This is a genomic window from Amycolatopsis sp. CA-161197, from assembly GCF_050942255.1.
Classification (GTDB): domain Bacteria; phylum Actinomycetota; class Actinomycetes; order Mycobacteriales; family Pseudonocardiaceae; genus Amycolatopsis.
In genome coordinates, this window is record NZ_CP192059.1 from 4,285,559 (window position 1) to 4,303,805 (window position 18,247).

15 protein-coding genes are annotated in these 18,247 nt (G+C 70.8%); 13 read left to right on the forward strand and 2 right to left on the reverse strand.

The annotated features are described in order from the left end of the window. Positions 1 to 38 precede the first annotated feature (38 nt). From ACQPXB_RS20515 to ACQPXB_RS20530, 4 genes are read left to right on the forward strand one after another with little or no spacing between them, the layout of a single operon-like run. Positions 39 to 2,855: an ATP-binding protein gene (locus tag ACQPXB_RS20515; RefSeq protein ID WP_432854581.1), complete on the forward strand. Its 2,817-nt coding sequence runs from the start codon at positions 39 to 41 to the stop codon at positions 2,853 to 2,855. Between the two features lie 4 nt (positions 2,856 to 2,859). Next, positions 2,860 to 3,396 (forward strand): (2Fe-2S)-binding protein, encoded by a 537-nt coding sequence (locus ACQPXB_RS20520; protein WP_386955624.1) that lies wholly within the window; start codon positions 2,860 to 2,862, stop codon positions 3,394 to 3,396. Continuing rightward, a complete protein-coding gene (locus ACQPXB_RS20525) occupies positions 3,383 to 4,369 on the forward strand; it encodes an FAD binding domain-containing protein (RefSeq protein WP_432854584.1) in 987 nt (328 codons plus the stop codon). The genes ACQPXB_RS20520 and ACQPXB_RS20525 overlap by 14 nt, the downstream gene beginning before the upstream one ends. Beyond that, positions 4,366 to 6,573 (forward strand): xanthine dehydrogenase family protein molybdopterin-binding subunit, encoded by a 2,208-nt coding sequence (locus ACQPXB_RS20530; protein ID WP_432854587.1) that lies wholly within the window; start codon positions 4,366 to 4,368, stop codon positions 6,571 to 6,573. Before ACQPXB_RS20525 ends, ACQPXB_RS20530 begins: the two co-directional genes overlap by 4 nt. A gap of 74 nt (positions 6,574 to 6,647) precedes the next feature. Here the strand turns inward: ACQPXB_RS20530 and ACQPXB_RS20535 are convergent, their stop codons facing one another. Next, a complete protein-coding gene (locus tag ACQPXB_RS20535) occupies positions 6,648 to 7,589 on the reverse strand; it encodes a S1C family serine protease (RefSeq protein WP_432854590.1) in 942 nt (313 codons plus the stop codon). Between the two features lie 23 nt (positions 7,590 to 7,612). Between ACQPXB_RS20535 and ACQPXB_RS20540 the strand changes: the two genes are divergently transcribed. The 7 genes from ACQPXB_RS20540 to ACQPXB_RS20570 all read left to right on the forward strand — a co-directional run bounded on the left by ACQPXB_RS20540 (position 7,613) and on the right by ACQPXB_RS20570 (position 14,778). After that, positions 7,613 to 8,197, forward strand: a complete 585-nt coding sequence (locus tag ACQPXB_RS20540) for a polyketide cyclase (RefSeq protein ID WP_432854593.1) — start codon at positions 7,613 to 7,615, stop codon at positions 8,195 to 8,197. Positions 8,198 to 8,332: 135 nt separating this feature from the next. Continuing rightward, positions 8,333 to 9,149, forward strand: a protein-coding gene (locus ACQPXB_RS20545) for an IS5 family transposase (protein ID WP_432854596.1) whose coding sequence is annotated in 2 segments (ribosomal slippage) — positions 8,333 to 8,676 and positions 8,675 to 9,149 — 819 coding nt in all. Because the reading frame shifts where the segments join, the coding sequence is not laid out codon by codon here. 99 nt (positions 9,150 to 9,248) lie between these two features. After that, positions 9,249 to 10,373 carry an IS701 family transposase gene (locus ACQPXB_RS20550; RefSeq protein ID WP_432856633.1) on the forward strand — a complete coding sequence of 375 codons (1,125 nt, stop codon included), beginning with the start codon at positions 9,249 to 9,251 and terminating at the stop codon, positions 10,371 to 10,373. Between the two features lie 229 nt (positions 10,374 to 10,602). Beyond that, positions 10,603 to 11,727, forward strand: a complete 1,125-nt coding sequence (locus ACQPXB_RS20555) for an anion permease (RefSeq protein WP_432854598.1) — start codon at positions 10,603 to 10,605, stop codon at positions 11,725 to 11,727. 12 nt (positions 11,728 to 11,739) lie between these two features. After that, positions 11,740 to 11,973, forward strand: a complete 234-nt coding sequence (locus ACQPXB_RS20560; protein WP_432854601.1) for a hypothetical protein — start codon at positions 11,740 to 11,742, stop codon at positions 11,971 to 11,973. A 561-nt stretch (positions 11,974 to 12,534) separates the two neighbouring features. Further along, positions 12,535 to 13,524 carry a GlxA family transcriptional regulator gene (locus tag ACQPXB_RS20565; protein WP_432854604.1) on the forward strand — a complete coding sequence of 330 codons (990 nt, stop codon included), beginning with the start codon at positions 12,535 to 12,537 and terminating at the stop codon, positions 13,522 to 13,524. 72 nt (positions 13,525 to 13,596) lie between these two features. Further along, positions 13,597 to 14,778 carry a DUF6616 family protein gene (locus tag ACQPXB_RS20570; RefSeq protein WP_432854607.1) on the forward strand — a complete coding sequence of 394 codons (1,182 nt, stop codon included), beginning with the start codon at positions 13,597 to 13,599 and terminating at the stop codon, positions 14,776 to 14,778. 100 nt (positions 14,779 to 14,878) lie between these two features. On the opposite strand, the gene ACQPXB_RS20575 is transcribed toward ACQPXB_RS20570, so the two are convergent. Further along, the gene (locus tag ACQPXB_RS20575; RefSeq protein WP_432854610.1) at positions 14,879 to 15,808 is read right to left on the reverse strand and encodes a MarR family winged helix-turn-helix transcriptional regulator; all 930 of its coding nucleotides are present in this window, start codon (positions 15,806 to 15,808) and stop codon (positions 14,879 to 14,881) included. A 187-nt stretch (positions 15,809 to 15,995) separates the two neighbouring features. Here ACQPXB_RS20575 and ACQPXB_RS20580 point away from each other — a divergent pair, with 187 nt between their 5' ends. Both ACQPXB_RS20580 and ACQPXB_RS20585 read left to right on the forward strand, forming a co-directional pair. After that, complete coding sequence (locus ACQPXB_RS20580; protein ID WP_432854613.1) at positions 15,996 to 17,048, forward strand: cupin domain-containing protein; 1,053 nt, start codon at positions 15,996 to 15,998, stop codon at positions 17,046 to 17,048. A gap of 4 nt (positions 17,049 to 17,052) precedes the next feature. After that, positions 17,053 to 18,243, forward strand: a complete 1,191-nt coding sequence (locus ACQPXB_RS20585) for an FAD-dependent monooxygenase (protein WP_432854616.1) — start codon at positions 17,053 to 17,055, stop codon at positions 18,241 to 18,243. The last annotated feature ends 4 nt before the right edge of the window (positions 18,244 to 18,247 follow it).

Consider the following 18,247-nt stretch of genomic DNA (forward strand, 5'->3'; position numbering starts at 1 on the left):
GCGCCCCGGCGACGTCGGGCAGCCGTGGCCTGGAGCTGGTGGACGGAGGCGATCAGGTGCTGCTGGGCCGGCACCGAGAGTGCGCAACGCTCGACACGCTCGTCGGAGCCGTGCGGGCGGGGCAGGGTCGCGCGCTGCTGCTGGTCGGCGAACCCGGTGCCGGAAAGACCTCGCTGCTGCGTTATGTCGCCGCGCACGCCGCGGGGTGCCGGGTGGTGCGCACGGCCGGCGTCGAGGCCGAGCGGGAGCTGCCCTTCGCCGGCCTGCACCAGCTGTGTGTACCCCTGCTTGACCGGCTGGGCCGGCTGCCGGCCCCGCAGCGCCAGGCGCTGAGCACCGCCTTCGGCCTGACCGCGGGTCCGGCGCCGGACCGGCTGCTCGTCGGGCTGGCCGTGCTGGGCCTGCTGGCCGACGCCGGGGCCGAGCGTCCGCTGGTGTGCCTGGTCGACGACCTGCAGTGGCTCGATCACGCTTCGACTCAGGCGTTGGCGATCGCGGCGCGCAGGCTGTTCGCCGAATCCGTGGGCTTGGTCTTCGCCACGCGAGAGCAGGTGCCCGCGGCCGTGTTGATCGGCGTCAGCGAGCTACCGGTCCGGGGACTGCCCGCCGGGGACGCCCGGGCCCTGTTGCGGACGGCGCTGCCGGGCCCGGTGGACGAGCGCGTGGCGGAGCAGATCGTCGCGGACGCCGGGGGAAATCCGCTGGCGCTGCTGGAGTTGCCGCGGAGCATGCCGCCCTCGGAACTCGCCGGTGGCTTCGGCCTGCCGGCTGCCCGGGATTCACCCGGCCGGATCGAGGCGAGTTTCCAGGAACGAGTCACCCGGCTACCGGAAGCGTCCCGCCGGCTGCTGCTGGTCGCGGCGGCCGACCCGCTCGGCGACGCGGTGCTCGTGTGGAGTGCCGCCGAGCTGCTGGGCGTGGGGGTCGACGCGGCGGCCCCCGCCGTGTCGGCGGGCCTCGTCGAATTCGGCGCACGGGTGGGATTCCGGCACCCGCTCGTGCGCTCGGCGGTGTACGACGGCGCCACGGAGCAGCAACGGCAGCGTGCGCACCGGGCGCTGGCGGAGTGCACGAACCCCGAGTCCGATCCGGATCGCAGGGCGTGGCACCGGGCCCGCGCCGTCGCCGGGCCGGACGAGGAGGTCGCAGCCGAGCTGGCCCGGTCGGCGACCCGCGCGCAGGCCCGAGGCGGTCTTCCCGCCGCGGCGGCGTTCCTGGCTCGTGCGGTCGAGCTGACCCGCGATCCGGTGAGCCGGGCGGAGCGAGCGCTCGCCGCCGCGCGGGCGGCGTTCGACGCGGGCGCGCCCGAAATGGCGCTCGGTCTGTTGTCGGTGGCTCAGGCGGGCCGCTTCGACGACCTGCGCCACGCAAAGGCCAACTTGCTCCGGGCCGAGGTGGCGTTCGCGGTCAGCCGGGGTGCGGAGGCGCCCATGCTGCTGCTCAAAACCGCTCAGCAGCTGGAGCCGTTCGACACGCGCCTGGCCAGGGACACCTATTTGCAGGCCCTGTCGGCGGCGCGGTTCGCGCTCCACCTCGCGGTCGGCGGCGACGTGGTGGAGGTGGCGGAAGCGGCCCGGCGCGCCCCCGTCCCGCCGGGCCCGCCCACCCCCGCGGACCTGCTCCTCGACGGCCTGGCCGCGCGCGACACCGGTCAGCTCGCCGCCGGCAGCCACCTGCTGAAACGGGCCTTGTGTGCGTTCTGCGACGAGACCGGCGGCGGCGTGGACGAGCTGCGCTGGCTCTGGCTCGCCGGCACCACCGCACCCGACCTGTGGGACTACCGGAGCTGGGAACGGCTCGCGACCCGCCACGTCGAGCAGGCGCGCGCGGCCGGGGCGCTCACCACACTGCCACTCGCCGTGACCTCGCGGGTGGCAGTGCACGTGGTCCTGGGCGAGCTGGCCGAGGCGGCCGCGCTGGTCGGCGAAATCGATGTCCTGGCCGAAACGATCGGCGTCGGCCTCGCGCCCTACGGAGCGGTCATGCTCGCCGCCTGGCAGGGCCGCGAGGAAGAGACTTCGGCGATGGTCGCCGCCACCCGCGGCGAGGTGCTGGCTCGCGGTGAGGGCTCCGGGGCGCAGATCTACGCGTGGGCGGAGGCGCTGCTGGGCAACAGCCTGGGCCGCTACGCCGACGCGGTGGCCGCGACCGACCTCGTGGAGCAGGAACAGCTGCTGGTCGGTGCGGGGCTCTGGATGATGGCCGAACGCGTCGAAGCGACGGCCCGGAACGGGCAACCTGACGAGGCCGCGCAGGCGTTGCGGCGGCTTTCCGCGCACACGAGGGTCAGCGGCACGGAATGGGCACTCGGCATCGAGGCCCGCTGCCGGGCGCTGGTCACCGAGGGCTCGGTCGCCGAGGACAACTACGTGGAGTCCGTCGAACGGCTCGGCCGGACACGCGTGCGCGGCGAACTGGCGAGAGCCCACCTGCTGTACGGCGAGTGGCTGCGCCGCAACCGGCGACGGCGGGCGGCGCGCGAGCAGCTTCGGACCGCGCACGACTTGTTCACGGCGATGGGGATGGCCGCGTTCGCGCGCCGGGCGGAGCGGGAGCTGCGTCCGGGCGGGGAAGTGCCGCGCCGGCGCGCCGCCGAAGGAAATTCGGAGCTCACCGCGCAGGAGGTCCAGATTGCGTGGCTGGTCCGGGAAGGCCTGTCCAACGCCGAGATCGGAACGCGGCTGTTCCTCAGCCCGCGCACGGTGGAATGGCACCTGGGCAAGGTGTTCGGCAAGCTCGGCGTCACGTCGCGCAAGCAGCTGCGCAGCCTGCCGAGGCCGGCTCACCCCGGGCCCGTCCGCGGGCCGACCGGGGTGACTCCCGGGTCCGGAGACGGCGGCGGGGGACCACGCTGAGGGGATGACCTCCACGCCCAGGCTACGCACGGCGTCGCGGACCCTCGCCCCGGACGCCACCGAGATCACCACGGCATTCGTCGTGAACGGAGAACCGCGGGTGGTGGTCGCGGACTCGCGCGTCACGTTGCTCGACGCCCTGCGCGACCGGCTGGACCTCACCGGCACCAAGAAGGGCTGCGACCAGGGCGCGTGCGGCGCGTGCACAGTTCTCGTCGACAAGCACCGGTTCCTTTCGTGCTTGACGCTGCTCGCGTCGTGCGAAGGCCGTGAGGTGACCACCATCGAGGGGCTCACCCGCGACGGACGCCCGCACCCGATGCAGGAGGCGTTCGTCCGGCACGACGCATTTCAGTGCGGGTACTGCACGCCCGGCCAGATCATGTCGGCCGTGGCGCTGCTGGCCGAGGGCCGCGCGAGAACCGACGAGGACATCCGCGAGTTCATGAGCGGGAACCTCTGCCGCTGCGCCGCGTACCCGAACATCGTGGCCGCGATTCGCGAAGTGGCGGACGCGGGAGGTACCGATGCGCTCGTTTGAGTACGTCCGGACGTCCGAGGTGGCCGACGCGCTGGCGGCGTCGGAGGACATCGGCGCCGCTTACCTCGCCGGCGGCACCACCCAGGTCGACCTGATGAAGGACGGTGTCCTCGCACCCGAGCGGCTGGTCGACATCACCCGGTTGCCACTGCGCGGCGTCCTCGGCGCCGGGAGCTCGCTGCACGTCGGCGCGCTGACCACGATGGAGGAGCTGGCCGCGGATCCGCTCGTCACGCACCGGCTGCCCGTGGTGCGCGAGGCGCTCCTGCTGGGGGCGTCCGTGCAGTTGCGGAACATGGCCACGATCGGCGGCAACCTCCTGCAGCGCACGCGTTGCCGGTACTTCCGCGACCCGGCCGTCGCGACCTGCAACAAGCGTGCCCCGGGGTCCGGCTGCGCCGCCGTGACCGGACCGGCCCGGATGCACGCCATCCTCGGCGTCGGCGAGCGGTGCATCGCGCTGCACGCGTCCGACCTCGCCGTGGCCCTCGTGGCGCTGGACGCGCTGGTGCACATCGAGGGCGCCGGGGGGAAGCGGACCGTGCCGCTCACGGAGTTCTACCTCGAGCCGGGCACGACGCCGGACGTCGAAACCGTGCTGGCACACGGTGAGCTGATCACGGAGGTCGAGATCCCGCTGCTGCCGGAGACCACGCGCTCGGGCTATCTCAAGGTCCGAGACCGGGTGTCGTACGAGTTCGCTCTGGTCTCGGTGGCCGCGGCACTCGAGATCGACGACGGGGTGGTCCGCACGGCGCGGATCGGTCTCGGCGGGGTCGGGTCGAAAGCCTGGCGGGCCCCGGCGGCCGAGGAGGTGCTCAGGGGGGCACCGGCGACCGTGACGAGCTACCGCGCGGCCGCGGCGGCCGCGCTCACGGGAGCGTGGACCGTGCCGGGCACCGAGTTCAAGGTCGAGCTGGCCCAACGGGCACTGGTCCGGCAGCTCCAGACCGTATCGGAGATCTCCCGATGACCACCTTCCAGGCACTGCCGTTGATCGGCGCCGGGCTGAACCGGGTCGACGGGCCCCGGAAGGTCAGCGGCCAGGCGCGCTACTCGTCGGACTTCAGCGCTCCCGGCCAGGCGCACGCCGCGCTCGTGCGGAGCACCGTCGCGGCCGGGCGGATCACCGCGATCGACTCGACCGTCGCCGAATCGGCGCCCGGGGTGGTCCGGGTGTTCAGCCACCTGAACGTGCCCCCGCTGGTGCGAGGACCGATGACCGCGCTGGGCTCGTCGCCGCCCGCTCCGATGCAGGACGACCGCGTGCTGCACCACGGGCAGCACGTCGCGCTCGTCGTCGCGCAGACCCGCGAACAGGCCGACGCGGCCGCGGCGCTGGTGCGCGTCGAGTACGCGGCTGCCGAACCGGTCCTCGACGCCGACGATCCTCGTGCGGCCACCGTCGACAACCCGTGGGGCCTGGACCAGGAGCGCGGGGACCTCGCGGCGGGTCTGGCCGCGGCGCACGTGACAGTCGAGGCCGAGTACTCCACGTCGGACAACACCAACAACCCACTGGGCCTGTTCGCGACCCTCGCCGAGTGGGAGGGCGATCGGCTCACGGTGCACGACTCGACGCAATGGCCGTCGATGGTGCAGGAGACGCTCGCGGTGGTGTTCGGCCTGCCCGAGGAGTCGGTGCGGGTGCTCAGCCCGTTCGTCGGCGGAGGATTCGGTGCCGGTCTGCGGGCGTGGCCGCACGTGATCCTCGCGGCGATGGCAGCGCGGGAACTGGGCCGGCCGGTGAAGCTCGTGCTGACGCGGCCGCAGATGTTCACGTCGGTCGGCCACCGGCCCAAGGGTGTGCAGCGGGTGCGGCTCGCTGCGAGCGCCGACGGCCGGCTGCTGGCGCTGGAACACCGGAGCCGTTCGCTGCTGGCCGTCGAGGACGACGACTACGAGCCCTTCGCGGCGGGCTCCGCCGTGGCCTACAGCTGCCCGAACATCCGCACGTGGGACCAGCAGGTGCGGGTGAACATCCCGGCCCCGGTCTCGATGCGGGCACCGGCCGAGGCACAGGGAAGCTTCGCGCTCGAATCGGCGATGGACGAACTGGCGCTGGCACTGCGGATGGATCCACTGGACCTGCGGCTGCGCAACTACGCCGACACCCATCCCGGGCTGGGCCTGCCGTGGTCGGGCAAGGCGCTGCGGGAGTGCTACACCGTGGGTGCCGAGCGGTTCGGGTGGTCCCGGCGCCCGGCCGAGCCGCGTAGTCTGCGCGACGGGCACTGGCTCGTCGGCCAGGGCATGGCGGGCGTCAGCTACCCGTGGTACCAGGCACCGTGCTCGGCTCGGGCGACGGTCGCGGCCGACGGGCGGGCCACCGTCAGCAGCGCGGCGATCGACATCGGCACCGGGACCTACACGGTGATGACCCAGCTGTCGGCGGAGCTGCTCGGCTTGCCACCGGAGCAGGTGCACTTCGACCTCGGCGACTCGGACCTGCCGAAGGCCCCGCAGGCGGGCGGGTCCGGGCTCACCGGCGCGCTCGGCTCGGCCGTCCACGACGCGTGTGCGCGGCTGATCGGCGCCGTGCTCGACCTCGTGCTGGACGACCCCGGATCACCGCTGCGCGGCAGCGATCCCGCCGACGTGATCGCCATCGGTGGACGGATCCGACGGCGCGATGACCCGGAGCGCAGCGAGACCTACACCGCCATCCTGGCCCGCCACGGACTGCCGGACCTGTCCGCCGAAGGGAGCAGCACCCCTGCGGATCCCCACCGCCTGGGGATGGCGCCCGCGGGGGCGTTCGGCGCGCACTTCGTCGAGGTCCGGGTCGACGAGGACCTCGGCCTGGTCCGGGTGACGCGCGTGGTGTCCGTGATCGACGGTGGCCGCATCCTCAACGAGAAGACGTCCACCAGCCAGATCATCGGCGGCGTCATCGGCGGGATCGGCATGGCCCTGTTCGAGGACACGGTCACCGACCCGGCCACCGGCCGCATCACGAACGCGACCTTCGGCGACTACCTGGTCCCCGTGCACGCGGACATCCCCGACATCGACGTCACCTTCGTCGGCGAGCCCGACCGCATGAACCCGATCGGGATCAAGGGGGTCGGCGAGGTGGGCCTGGTGGGCGTGGCCGCGGCGGTCGCCAACGCGGTGTACCACGCGACCGGAGTGCGCGTGCGGTCACTGCCGATCACTGTGGACGCATTGTTGTGACCCGCCGGCGGCACTGTGCGAAGCAGGGGTCCGACGCGCTCTCGGGGCCGATTCGGCTCGGGTGAGCGTCGGGCTCAGTCGGTGAGTTCGGCGGGGACGGCGATCACGTCGACGAGGGCGCTGTTGCGCAGGACGGTGACTTCCATCTGGCGGCCGATGGCTTCGGAGAACAGGCGTTTCTGGAGCGACTGGGCGTCGGGGAGCTGGGTGCCGTCGACGGCGAGGACCAGGTCGGCCGGCTTCAGTCCGCTGCGGGCGGCGGGGCTGTCGCCCACCACCTCGACGATGCGCAGCGCGGTGCGTTGCCCGAATCGTTCGGCTTGGACTGGCGTCAGGGGTGCCGGTGTGGTGACCAGGCCGAGGTAGGCACGGCGGACTCGGCCGTCGTGCATCAGTGCGTGGACGATGCGGTGGGTGGTGGCGTTGATGGGGACGGCCAGCCCGAGGCCGAAGCCGGCGACGGCGGTGCTGATGCCGACGATCCGGGCGTGGCTGTCGGCCAACGCGCCGCCGGAGTTGCCGGGGTTGAGCGCGGCGTCGGTCTGGATGACATTCTCGATCAGCCGTGCGGCGGTGCGGGTGCGGGCCGGGATGCTGCGGCCGAGCGCGCTGACCACGCCGGCGGTGACGGTGCCGGCCAGGCCGAGCGGGTTGCCGACGGCGACGACGAGGGAGCCGACGAGAAGGGTGTCGGCGTCGCCGAATTCGGGCGGGGCGGGCAATTCCCGGTCGGCGCGGATCACGGCGATGTCGGAAAGGGGATCGCTGCCGACGACGTCGAAGCGCGCGACGGTGCCGTCGGCGAACTCCGCGGTGCCGTGGTCGCCGCCGGAAATGACGTGCGAGTTGGTGATCAGGTGGGATTCGGCGGTCAGGACGACGGCCGACCCGGCGGACTCCCCGTTGCGGGAGCGGACGGTCAACGCCGCGACGCGGGGCGTGAGCTGCGCGGCGACGGAGGTGACGATGGCCGAGTAGGCGTCGAGTGCGTCCGGCTCCGCCTTGTCGTTGTTCATATCGTGCAAACGCGTGGTGGCAGGTGCGCGATTCCGTGGTTCACCGTCGGCGAACGGACCCGCGTCTTGAAGACCGGGCCGGAGTGGGTGACGATCGATGCATGATCGGTGACCGCTGGGGTGTCAGCGACAGCGAAATCACGCGCTCCTACCCGTGCGACGACTTCGTCGCCTCACCCGCGCTCGAAGCGTGGCGGGGCGTGGGTGTGCAGGCGCCGTCCGAAGCGGTGTGGCCCTGGGTCGGGCAGGTGCGGCTCGCGCCCTACTCCTACGACTGGATCGACAACCTGGGCCGCCGCTCACCTCGCGAGCTGCTGGACCTTCCCGAGCCGCACGTCGGTGAAATGTTCACGACCGCCGGCGGGCGCAGGCTGGGCCGGATCGTCTCGGTCGACCGGGGCAACCAGCTGACCGGGACCATCATGGGCGCCTTCATGTCCTACGTCCTCATCCCCCGGGATCACGACACGACGCGCCTGCTGTTCAAACTGGTCATGCAGACCAACCGCTGGGCGGCGCGCGGCGTGTGCGTCGGCGACCTGATCATGGCTCGACGGCAGTTGCTCAACCTGAAGCAGCTCGCCGAGCGGCACCGCGCCGAAGCGTGAGCCACGCCGAGGGGGCGGTTTCGTCGCCGGACGTTGCCGCGCCCGAAGTGCGATCAAAAAGATCAAGAAAGCGCCGTTCCTGTTAAGAGCGTGTCTTACGTGGTGATCAACGACTGATGCGTCATGATCTTGGTTGTGGTTGATCGTTTGTCGTTGCGGCTGGTGCCGGACGAGCTGTGGGACCTGGTGGAGCCGTTGATCCCGGTGTTCGTGGCGCGTCCCCAGGGCGGAGGAACATCGCCGTTGGAACCGCGGCAGGTGTTCACGGCGATCGTGTACGTGCTGACCAGTGGGTGCGCGTGGCGGGACCTGCCGCCGTCGTTCGGGGTGCCGTTCCAGACCGCGCACCGCCGCTTCGCCCAGTGGACCGAGGCTGGGCTCTGGCGCGAGCTGCACCATGTCCTCCTCGACGAACTCGGGAGCAGGGGCTTGCTGGACTGGAGTCGCGCGATCGTGGACGGTGCCTGTGTTCGCGCGAAAAGGGGGATCTCTGACCGGTCCCAGCCCTGTCGACCGGGGCAAGCCGGGCTCGAAGATCCACGTCTTGTCCGATCGCGGCGGGCTGCCGCTCACGGTCGCGATTTCCGCCGCGAACACTCACGACTCACACGCACTCAAACCCCTGGTGATGGCCATCCCGGCGGTGAAGTCCCGTCGCGGCCCCCGGCGGGGCCGGCCGGCGAAGCTGCATGCAGACAAGGCCTACGACCAGCGCGCGCTGCGCCACTGGGTCAGAACCCAAGGCATCGGCGTGCGGATCGCCCGCAAGGGCATCGAATCCGCCGAGAAACTCGGCAAACACCGGTGGGTGATCGAACGGACGATCGCCTGGCTGACCGGCTACCGACGTCTCACCCTGCGCTACGAACGCAAAGCCGCACACTTCCTCGCCTTCCTTCAACTCGCAGCCGCCGTGACCTGCTGGAAGAAACTCCGAAAACTAACCACATGAGACAAGCTCTAATACTGCAACGACACTTCGTTATGAATCGACCGGCGTGTCGGTTAGGCTCGGGTTCGACGGTCGTGTAGTTGATCTTGTGTGCTGGAGATGGTGACGGACTGGTCGGCGCGTTTCGCTGCGTTCGCGGGGCGGTTCGCGGAGCGGTTTTCGCGGGTGGAGCCGCGGCGGCAAATGGTTTCCTACCTGCGGGGGCTGCTGGCGGAAGCCGAGCGCAAGAACGGCTGGACCCTGGCAGAGATGGCCGGTGAGACGGGTCCGCAGGGCATGCAGCGGCTGCTGAACTTCTACGCCTGGGACGCCGAGGGCATGCGTGATGATGTGCGCACTGCGGTGGTCGACGTGCTCGGGGACGCCGAACGTGGCGTGTTGATCGCCGACGAGACCGGATTCGTGAAGAAGGGCACGAAATCCGCCGGCGTGGCGCGCCAGTATTCGGGCACGGCTGGGCGGATCGAGAATTCGCAGATCGGCGTGTTCTTGGCGTACGCCTCGGATCGGGGGCGGGCTTTGATCGATCGCGAGTTGTACCTGCCGAAAGAGTGGATCGCGGATCGGGGAAGGTGCGCTGCAGCCGGTATTCCCGACGACGTCGGATTCGCGACCAAGCCCGAACTGGCACAACTGATGGTGGAACGCGCGCTCGCCGCGAGAATCCCGTTTGCATGGTTCACCGCCGATGAAGCCTATGGGCAGGTCGGGCGGCTACGGCTCTGGCTGGAAGAACACGACATCGCGCATGTGCTCGCAGTGCCCAAGTCCCAGATGGTGATTTCCATGGATCTGCGGCAGCGGCGTGTCCACGCCGTCATCGCGGACGTCGACCCGGCCACCTGGCAACGTCTGTCCTGCGGCGATGGCGCCCACGGGCAACGGATCTACGATTGGGCCGCCGTCGACATCCGCCCCCTGCGCCGACCAGAAGTCGGCCACTGGCTGCTGGCCCGCCGCTCAGTCAGCGACCCCACCGAGATCGCCTACTACATTTGCTTCGGCCCCGCCGCAACCGACCTCCAAGAACTGGTGCGCGTCGCCGGAACCCGCTGGGCAATCGAAGAAAGTTTTCAAACCGCGAAGAACGAAACAGGGCTCGACCACTACCAGGTCCGCCGATACCAAGCATGGTATCGGCACATCACCCTCTCCATGGCGGCGGCGGCATTCCTCGTCATCACCCGAGACGCCGCGAAAAAAGGGGATCCGCACCCGGTCTGATACCGCTCACGTCCAACGAAATCCGCAAACTGCTCAACCGCGTCACCGCACCGATCCGCCACACAATCCAGCATGCGATGCACTGGTCACGATGGCGACGCTCCAGCCAAGCCCGAGCACGTACTAGCCACTACCGACGACGCGGCCATCACGAAGTGTCGTTGCAGTACTAAGGCCGAAGAAATACGCTGTTCAACTCATGTTGGTGTACCGGTCGCAAAGTTTTGTGATGACCACGATCGTCTTGATCGTCATTTTGACCGCATTGCTGTTCGATTTCACGAACGGTTTTCACGACACGGCCAATGCCATGGCGACGTCGATCGCAACCGGGGCGCTGGGCCCGCGGGTCGCGGTAGCGGTGTCGGCGGCCCTCAATCTGGTGGGGGCGTTTCTGTCGGTCGAAGTCGCCAAGACGATCTCCGGCGGGCTGGTCGACGAAACGGCCATCAGTCCGACGGTGATCTTCGCCGGGCTCGTCGGGGCGATCTTGTGGAACCTGTTCACCTGGCTGCTGGCGCTGCCCTCCAGTTCCTCGCACGCCCTGTTCGGTGGGCTGATCGGCGCGACCTGGGTGGCCGCCGGCACGAGCGCGGTGAACTTCTCCACCGTGCTCGGCAAGGTGCTGATTCCCGCGTTCCTGGCGCCGCTCATCGCCGGTGTGGTCGCGATGACCGGCACCTACTTCGCCTACCTGCTCAGCAAGCGCCGTGACGACCGAGCGGTCGGCCGCGGGTTCAAGGCCGGCCAGATCGTCTCGGCGTCCCTGGTTTCCCTGGCGCACGGCACCAACGACGCGCAGAAGACCATGGGCATCATCACCCTGACCCTGATCACCGCCGGCACGCTGCCGGCCGGCTCGGGCCCACCGGCGTGGGTCATCGTCTCGGCCGGGCTGGCGATCGCGGTCGGCACGTACCTCGGCGGCTGGCGGATCATCCGGACCCTCGGCAAACGGATCACCGATATCGAGACGCCACAAGGCTTTGCCGCCGAGACGACCAGCGCCGCGGTGATTCTGGTGTCCTCCAAACTGGGCATTCCGTTGTCGACGACGCAAGTGTGCTCGGGCGCGATATTCGGTGCTGGGGTCGGCAAGAAGCTGGCCACGGTGCGCTGGAGCCTGGCCGGCCAGATGGCTCTCGCCTGGCTGTTCACCATGCCCGCCGCGGCCGTCCTGGGCGCGGTCGCGGGCTGGGTCGCCTCCACGGGGACGCTCGGCACGGTCCTCGTGGCGGTGGGCGGCGTGGCCATCGCCGCGGGTATCTATGCGCTGTCCCGTCGCCGGCCGATCAGTGCCGACAACGTCAACAACCCCGTCGCCGAACCCCGGCCGGCCCCGAGCAACCCCTGACAGGAGGCACCGGTGCACATCCAATGGAACCTGCTGCGACTGGTGTTCCTGGTCTCCTTCGGCGCCGCGGTCGCCGTCATCGTCCTGGTGACCCTCGGTATCGCGGCGCTCGCGCCCGTCGCTCGAACCGGTCCCGGGCGCGGCGCCGACGCGTCACGCGGCCTCCGCTACACCGCAGCGGCGCTGTGCTTTTCCGCGAGCGCACTGATCATCGGCTATGGCATCTATGTGATCGTCGCCGAATAACCACCGAACGGCCTCGCGCGGTCACCTCAAGGCGAAAATACCGGTTTCGGTGACCGTGGCGATCCGGCGTCGCGCCCTCGCGACAGCACGGATTCCTGCCGCATCTCCGTGCCGCGGACCCGTTGTCCGGCCGAAAAAGGCGACGGCCCTTCGTTCATCCCGCGTTCACTTTGGAGGCGTCTGATGGGATTCTGCGTACCTGAGCGCTCCCGAGAGTCCACCGACCCCGCGACCGCCCGGAAGGAACGTCGGCCGGCCCACGACGCCGGCCCCGCCGCAGAACCCGCTCCGCGCAGACCAACCGACCGGCCGGTGTGAAACCGGCGGTCGTCGCGCACAACACGAGCCGCAGCCGGCGCCGATGGCTCCGGCTACTGGGAGCGAGGCCGGGATGTCGAGGGGCCCGGGCTCGCGGTGGTGGACCCGGCCGGCGCACGGTCACAGACGCACCGTGCGCCGGCTGGGGCCGCAGTCGGCATGCCGACCGTCGCGGCGTCGCGTGTCCCTTTCTTGCAATGACGTGTCATTGCGGACCGCAGGGCCGCGGCGCATGGTGGAGTCGTGCAGAACGTTCCGCCGCACGTGGTGCTGGTCACCCTGTTCCCGGGCGTCGACGCGCTCGAGGCGACGGGGCCCGCGGAGGTGTTCGCGATGGCCAACGTTCTGCTGCCGGACGACCGCGCGCGGTACGACGTCCGGTTTGGCGGCACCCGTACCGGACGCATCCCCACGTTCTCCGGCGTGGCGCTGCACGCGGACACCGCACTGGCCGACATCAAGGAATGCCCCGACACCCTGCTGATCACCGGCCGGATGGACATCACCGAACGCGGGCCGCAGCCCTATGTAGACCCGGACCTCGTGGATTGGCTGCGGCGCAAGGGGAAAGACGCGAGGCGGATCGCCACCCCGTGCGCGGGTGCGCACGTCGCCGCCGCGGCCGGGTTGCTGGACGGGCGCAAGGCGACCACGCACTGGGCCACGGCGGGCTTGCTCGCCGCCGAGAACCCGTCGGTCGAGGTGGAGGCCGATCCGATCTTCGTCCGTTCCGGCAAGATCTGGACCGGGGCGGGAATCACCTCGTCGATGGACCTCGCGCTCGCACTGGTCGCGGAGGACCACGGTGACGAGCTGACGCTCAAGGTCGCCCAGCACATGGTGATGTACGTGCAGCGACCTGGCGGGCAGAGCCAGTTCAGCGTGCCTCTGGCCTACCCCACCACGGTGCGCCGGAGCCTGGGCGACCTGCGCCGGTGGATCGCCGATCATCTCGAGGACGAGCTGTCGGTCGGGGTGCTCGCCGAGCGGATGTCGGTCAGCCCCCGCCACCTCTCCCGGATCTTCCGCGCGGATCTGGGCACGACACCGGCCGAGTACGTCGAGGCCCTCCGCGTCGAACAGGCCCGGCGGCTGCTCGAGCGAACCAGTTTGCCTCCGGCCGCGGTCGCGAGCGCGAGCGGGTTCGGCTCGATCGAAACCCTGCACCGGGTGTTCCGGGAACGGCTCGGAACCACGCCCGGGGAGTACCGGCAGCGCTTCACCCTGGCCTGAGTGCCCGAAGTCCCTCGCCGACGACCGCGTCCGGTCGCCGGCGGCTCGACCTTGCACAAAAAGGAGATCACCGTGCAACAGCTGTTCATCGAGCTGTACAAGTACAAGCCGGCCTGGCTGGAGCTGAGCGCGGCCGAACGCCGGCGCTTCGCCATGGCCCTGCCCACCGCGCTGGGGAGCCTGCAGGAGCGCGGCCTGGAGATTCTCGGGTACGGTCCCAACGATCCCGCCACTGATCACCGCGCCGACTTCGACTTCTTCTCGGTGTACCGGCTCCCCGACGCCGAACTCCTGCGCGAACTGCAGGCCGGCATCGCGGAATCCGGCTGGTACGACTACTTCGAACAGGTCAACGCCGGCGGACCCGCGCTGACTCCGGCCGCGGCGCTTCTTCAGAACGTCATGCTCGCCCCGGCGTCCGGAGCGGGGCCGGCGGTCTCGCCCACATCGCCGTACCAGAAGAAGTCGGTCACGGTGCTGGGCAGCCGGATGAGCTACGTCGACGAAGGCGCGGGCGACCGGACGATCGTGTTCGTCCACGGCGACGTCATGTCGTCCTTCTTGTGGCGCAACGTCATGCCGTACGTAGAGGGGTTCGGCCGCGTGATCGCGGTGGACCTGATCGGCGCCGGCGACTCGGAGAAGCTGCCGGATGCCACCGCGGGAAGCTACGGCTTCGCCACGCACGCGAAGCATTTCAGCGCGCTCATGGATCAGCTGGCCGTCGGGGACGACGTCGTCCTCGTCGGCCACGACTGGGGCTCCAACGTCGCCTTCGACTGGGCGATGCAGCACGAAGACCGGGTCGCCGGGATCGCTTTCGCCGAGGCCCTGCTCCCGCCGTTCGAATGGTCCGATTGGCCGGAGCGGATGCGTGGGCAGTTCGAGTTTCTGCGTTCGCCGGCCGGCGAGCAGGCCGTGCTGGAGGACAACTTCTTCGTCAACGCCGCCCAGCACAGCATGGTTCGGATGCTCGCACCGGCCGAGCTCGACACCATCGTCCGGCCGTACCGCTCACCAGGCGAGTCCCGGCGGCCGACCATCGACTGGGTGGGCGGCCGCCGCCGTGACGCGATCGCCCAGTACCGCAACCTCTCGCGCTCGGAGTTTCCCGGCTTCCACTGGACGCCCGAGGACAACCCGCACGCCTTCGGTGAACATCTCGCGGCCTGGTTGCACGAGCTCGAGGATCGGCGGACCCGCGCCTCCGCAAAGGATGCCGACGCACCAGCGGCGGGGAGCTCCACGAGCTAGCGCGCCCGATCCGTGGGTTCGCCGACTTCGCTCGGCCGCCCGCGGGTGCGGTGTCCACACTGGAGTGTCGGGCACGAGCCCTCCTGGCCTCACCGGACGGTCACTGGTAGGCGACACGCCGCAGCAGGCTGATGAGCTTGTCCTGTTCGGCGGGGGACAGCGGGGCCACCAGGTCGCGCTGGACGGTCTGCACCGCGGGTGTCACCTCGGCGAGCGTGGTGCGCGCGAGGTCGGTGAGCGCCAGGAGCTTGCGCCGCCGGTCGGTCTCGTCGCGGGTGTCGAGCAGCCAGCCGCGACGGCGCAGGCGGGCCACGATGTCGGCCGCGCTGGACTTGTCGAGTGAGGCCATTTCGCCGGCGGCCGTCTGGTCGATGGCCGGGCGCCAGACGAGGCTGCACAGCAGCGCGTACTGCGACGGGGTGAGCCGGGTGCCGACGTGCCGGCTCCACAGCGCGCCGTGCACCTGCTCGGCGCGCCGGATGAGGTGGCCGGGTGTCGAACTGAGCCGCAGCACCTCGACCTCCTTGTCCTCGTCCTTGCCGGTGGCCGGCACCGGCCCCTGGTAGGCCACTCGGCCCAGCAGCCTGCCGAAGCTGCGCCGCAGATTCGGGCCCAGCGGGTGCAGCAGCCGGTCCTGCACGGTCTCCACCCGGGCGGTGAGGTCGGGCAGCATCGCCTTGGCCGAGGGTGTCAGCGACAGCAGGTACCGGCGGCCGTCGCCGGTGTCGCGGTCGCGCCGGATCCAGTCCTTGCGCCCCAGCCGGTCGACGATGTCGGCCGTCGTCGACTTGTCCAGTGACGCCGCGCGCCCCGCGGTGACCTGGTCGACCCCCGACCGGCGGCTCAGCGCACTCAGGATCGCGTACTGCGGGCCGGTGACTTCGGTGCCGACCTCGGCCGACCACAGCGCCGTGTGCGCCTGCTGGGCGCGGCGGATGAGGTGCCCCGCCGTCGTGTCGGGTGGCAGCACGAGGGTGACCGGCCCCGGTGCCCGGGGAGGTGGGCTGCTGCCGATGGTGGTGTCTCGCACGGAAGTCCCCTTCTTGACCGGTTCACTGTAGCCGACCGAGGTCGGCCGTGTCCGTACTATCTCGGCTGATCGACGTCGTCGTTGCGCCGAGAAGCCCTTGACTGTCAACAAATCAGCGTCTAGCGTGCCGTTTCATAGTACGTACACGTACTAATTCAGCTTGAGTGGCATGCGGAGGGAAACCCCCATGGCGACATCTCGCTTCACGGATCAGGACAGCCGGCTGGACGAGCTGTACGGCGACGTGGCGGCAGCCGATCTCCAGCCGTTGTGGAAGCTCTCCGGCCTGCTGACGCCGGAGCCGGTGCCCCGGACCGTGCCGTACCGGTGGCGGGCCGAAGCGCTGCGCGGGCTCGCGGCTCGCAGCGGTGAGCTGGTCGGCATCGACCGGGGCGGCGACCGCCGCGTGCTGGCCTGCGCGAATCCCGGTCTCGGCGGCGCGCCGTACGCGACCTCGACCATGTGGGCCGGGATGCAGTACCTGGGCGCGGGGGAGCGGGCGCCCGCGCACCGGCACACCCCGGCGGCGCTGCGGTTCGTCCTCGCCGGCGAGGGTGCCTGGACCCTTGTCGACGGCGACCCGTTGCGCATGGCGACCGGCGACCTCGTGCTCACCCCGAGCATGACCTTCCACGAGCACCACAACCCCGGCGCCGAGCCGATGATGTGGCTGGACGTGCTCGACTTGCCGGTCGTCGCCGCGCTCGACGCGGTGTTCTTCGAGGAGGGCGCCGACGCCCGGGATGGTCTGAGCAGCGATCCGGCGTCGGCCGCCGAACGGCTCTGGGGCGCCGGTCCCGGCCTCGTGCCCGGCGGGCTCGGCAAGGCCCGGCACGAGGCGGCGCACTCGCCGCTGCTGGTGTACCGGCGCGCCGACACCGACCGGGCGCTCGCGGCGCAGCTGGCCGCCACCGGCGCGAGCGAGGCGCAGATCCGCTACACCAATCCGCAGACCGGCGCCGACGTCATGCCCACCATGCGTTGCGAGATGCGGCGCGTGCGCGGCGGCAGCCGCAGCCGCACGACCCGGCAGGCCGGGTCGCGGGTGGGAGCGGTGCTGGCCGGCACCGGCGAGGTGCTGATCGGTGACCAGCGCTTCGAGCTCGCCCCGGGTGACGTCTTCGCGGTGCCGTCGTGGGCTCCCTACGGCCTTGCCGCCGAGGAGAACCTGGACGTGTTCAGCGTCAGTGACGCACCCGTGCTGGAAGCACTGGGCCTCTACCGCGAACGGGAGTGCTGAGCGCATGGGGACGGCACCACTGCCCACGTTGATCGTCGGTGGCGGTATCGGCGGGCTGGCCGCGGCGCTGTCCGTGGCCCGCGCCGGGCGCGAGGTCCACCTGCTCGAACGCGCGGCCGAGTTCACCGAGATCGGCGCCGGCCTGCAGTTCGGCCCGAACGCGATCCGGATGCTCGACCGGCTCGGCCTGCTCGCCGAGCTGCTCGACGTCGCGGTGCTGCCGCGCCACGGCGTGATGCGGCACGCCATCACCGCCGACCCGCTGACCACCCTGGATCTCGGCAGTGCCTTCCGGGAGCGCTACGGCTACCCCTACGTGGTGGTGCACCGCAGCGATCTGCTGTCCATTCTGGTCGAAGCCTGCCGGGCGGAACCGTTGGTGCGACTGGAGAACAACCGGGTCGTCGCCGAGGCGTGGGCCGACGAGGACAGTGCCGGCGTGCGCTGCGAGGACGGTGTCACGTACCGCGCCGAGCTGCTCGTCGGCGCCGACGGGCTGCACTCCGTGGTGCGCAAGCTCGTCTCGGTCGACCAGCCGGTGCCGAGCGGATTCGTCGCCTACCGCGGCGCGCTGCCCATGAGCGAAGTGCGGACCGAGGTCAGCAACGACGACGTGGTGCTGTGGGTGGGACCCGGGCTGCACCTCATCCAGTACCCGGTGCGCCGCGGCGAGCTGTACAACCAGGTCGCGGTGTTCCGCAGTGACAGCTTCGGCCGCGGCGCCGAGCCGGTGGGGCCGGTCGAGGAGCTGTTCGGCCGGTTCGGTGAGGCGTGCGAGGAGGTACAGCGGCACGTCTCGCGCATCGAGACCGGCCGCTGCTGGCCGATCTACGACCGGGACCCGCTGCCCACTTGGGTGCACGGGCGGGCGGTGCTCCTCGGCGACGCGGCGCATCCGATGCTGCAGTACCTCGGCCAGGGCGCGTGCCAGGCGCTCGAGGACGCGCTGGCGCTGGGCGAAGCGGTCCGCGGGAGCGGCACCGACATCGGGAAAGCCGTGAAGTCCTACGACGCCGTCCGCGTCCCCCGCGCGGGGCTGTGCCAGACGCGGGCGCGGCTGTGGGGCCAGGTCTGGCACACCGGCGACCCCGTCACGCTGGGGCTGCGCGACCGGTACATGCGCTCCCGGCGGCCGGACGACTACAGCGAGCTGGACTGGTTGTACGCGGCGGAATCCGCCGTCCTTTCGTCCTGATCGG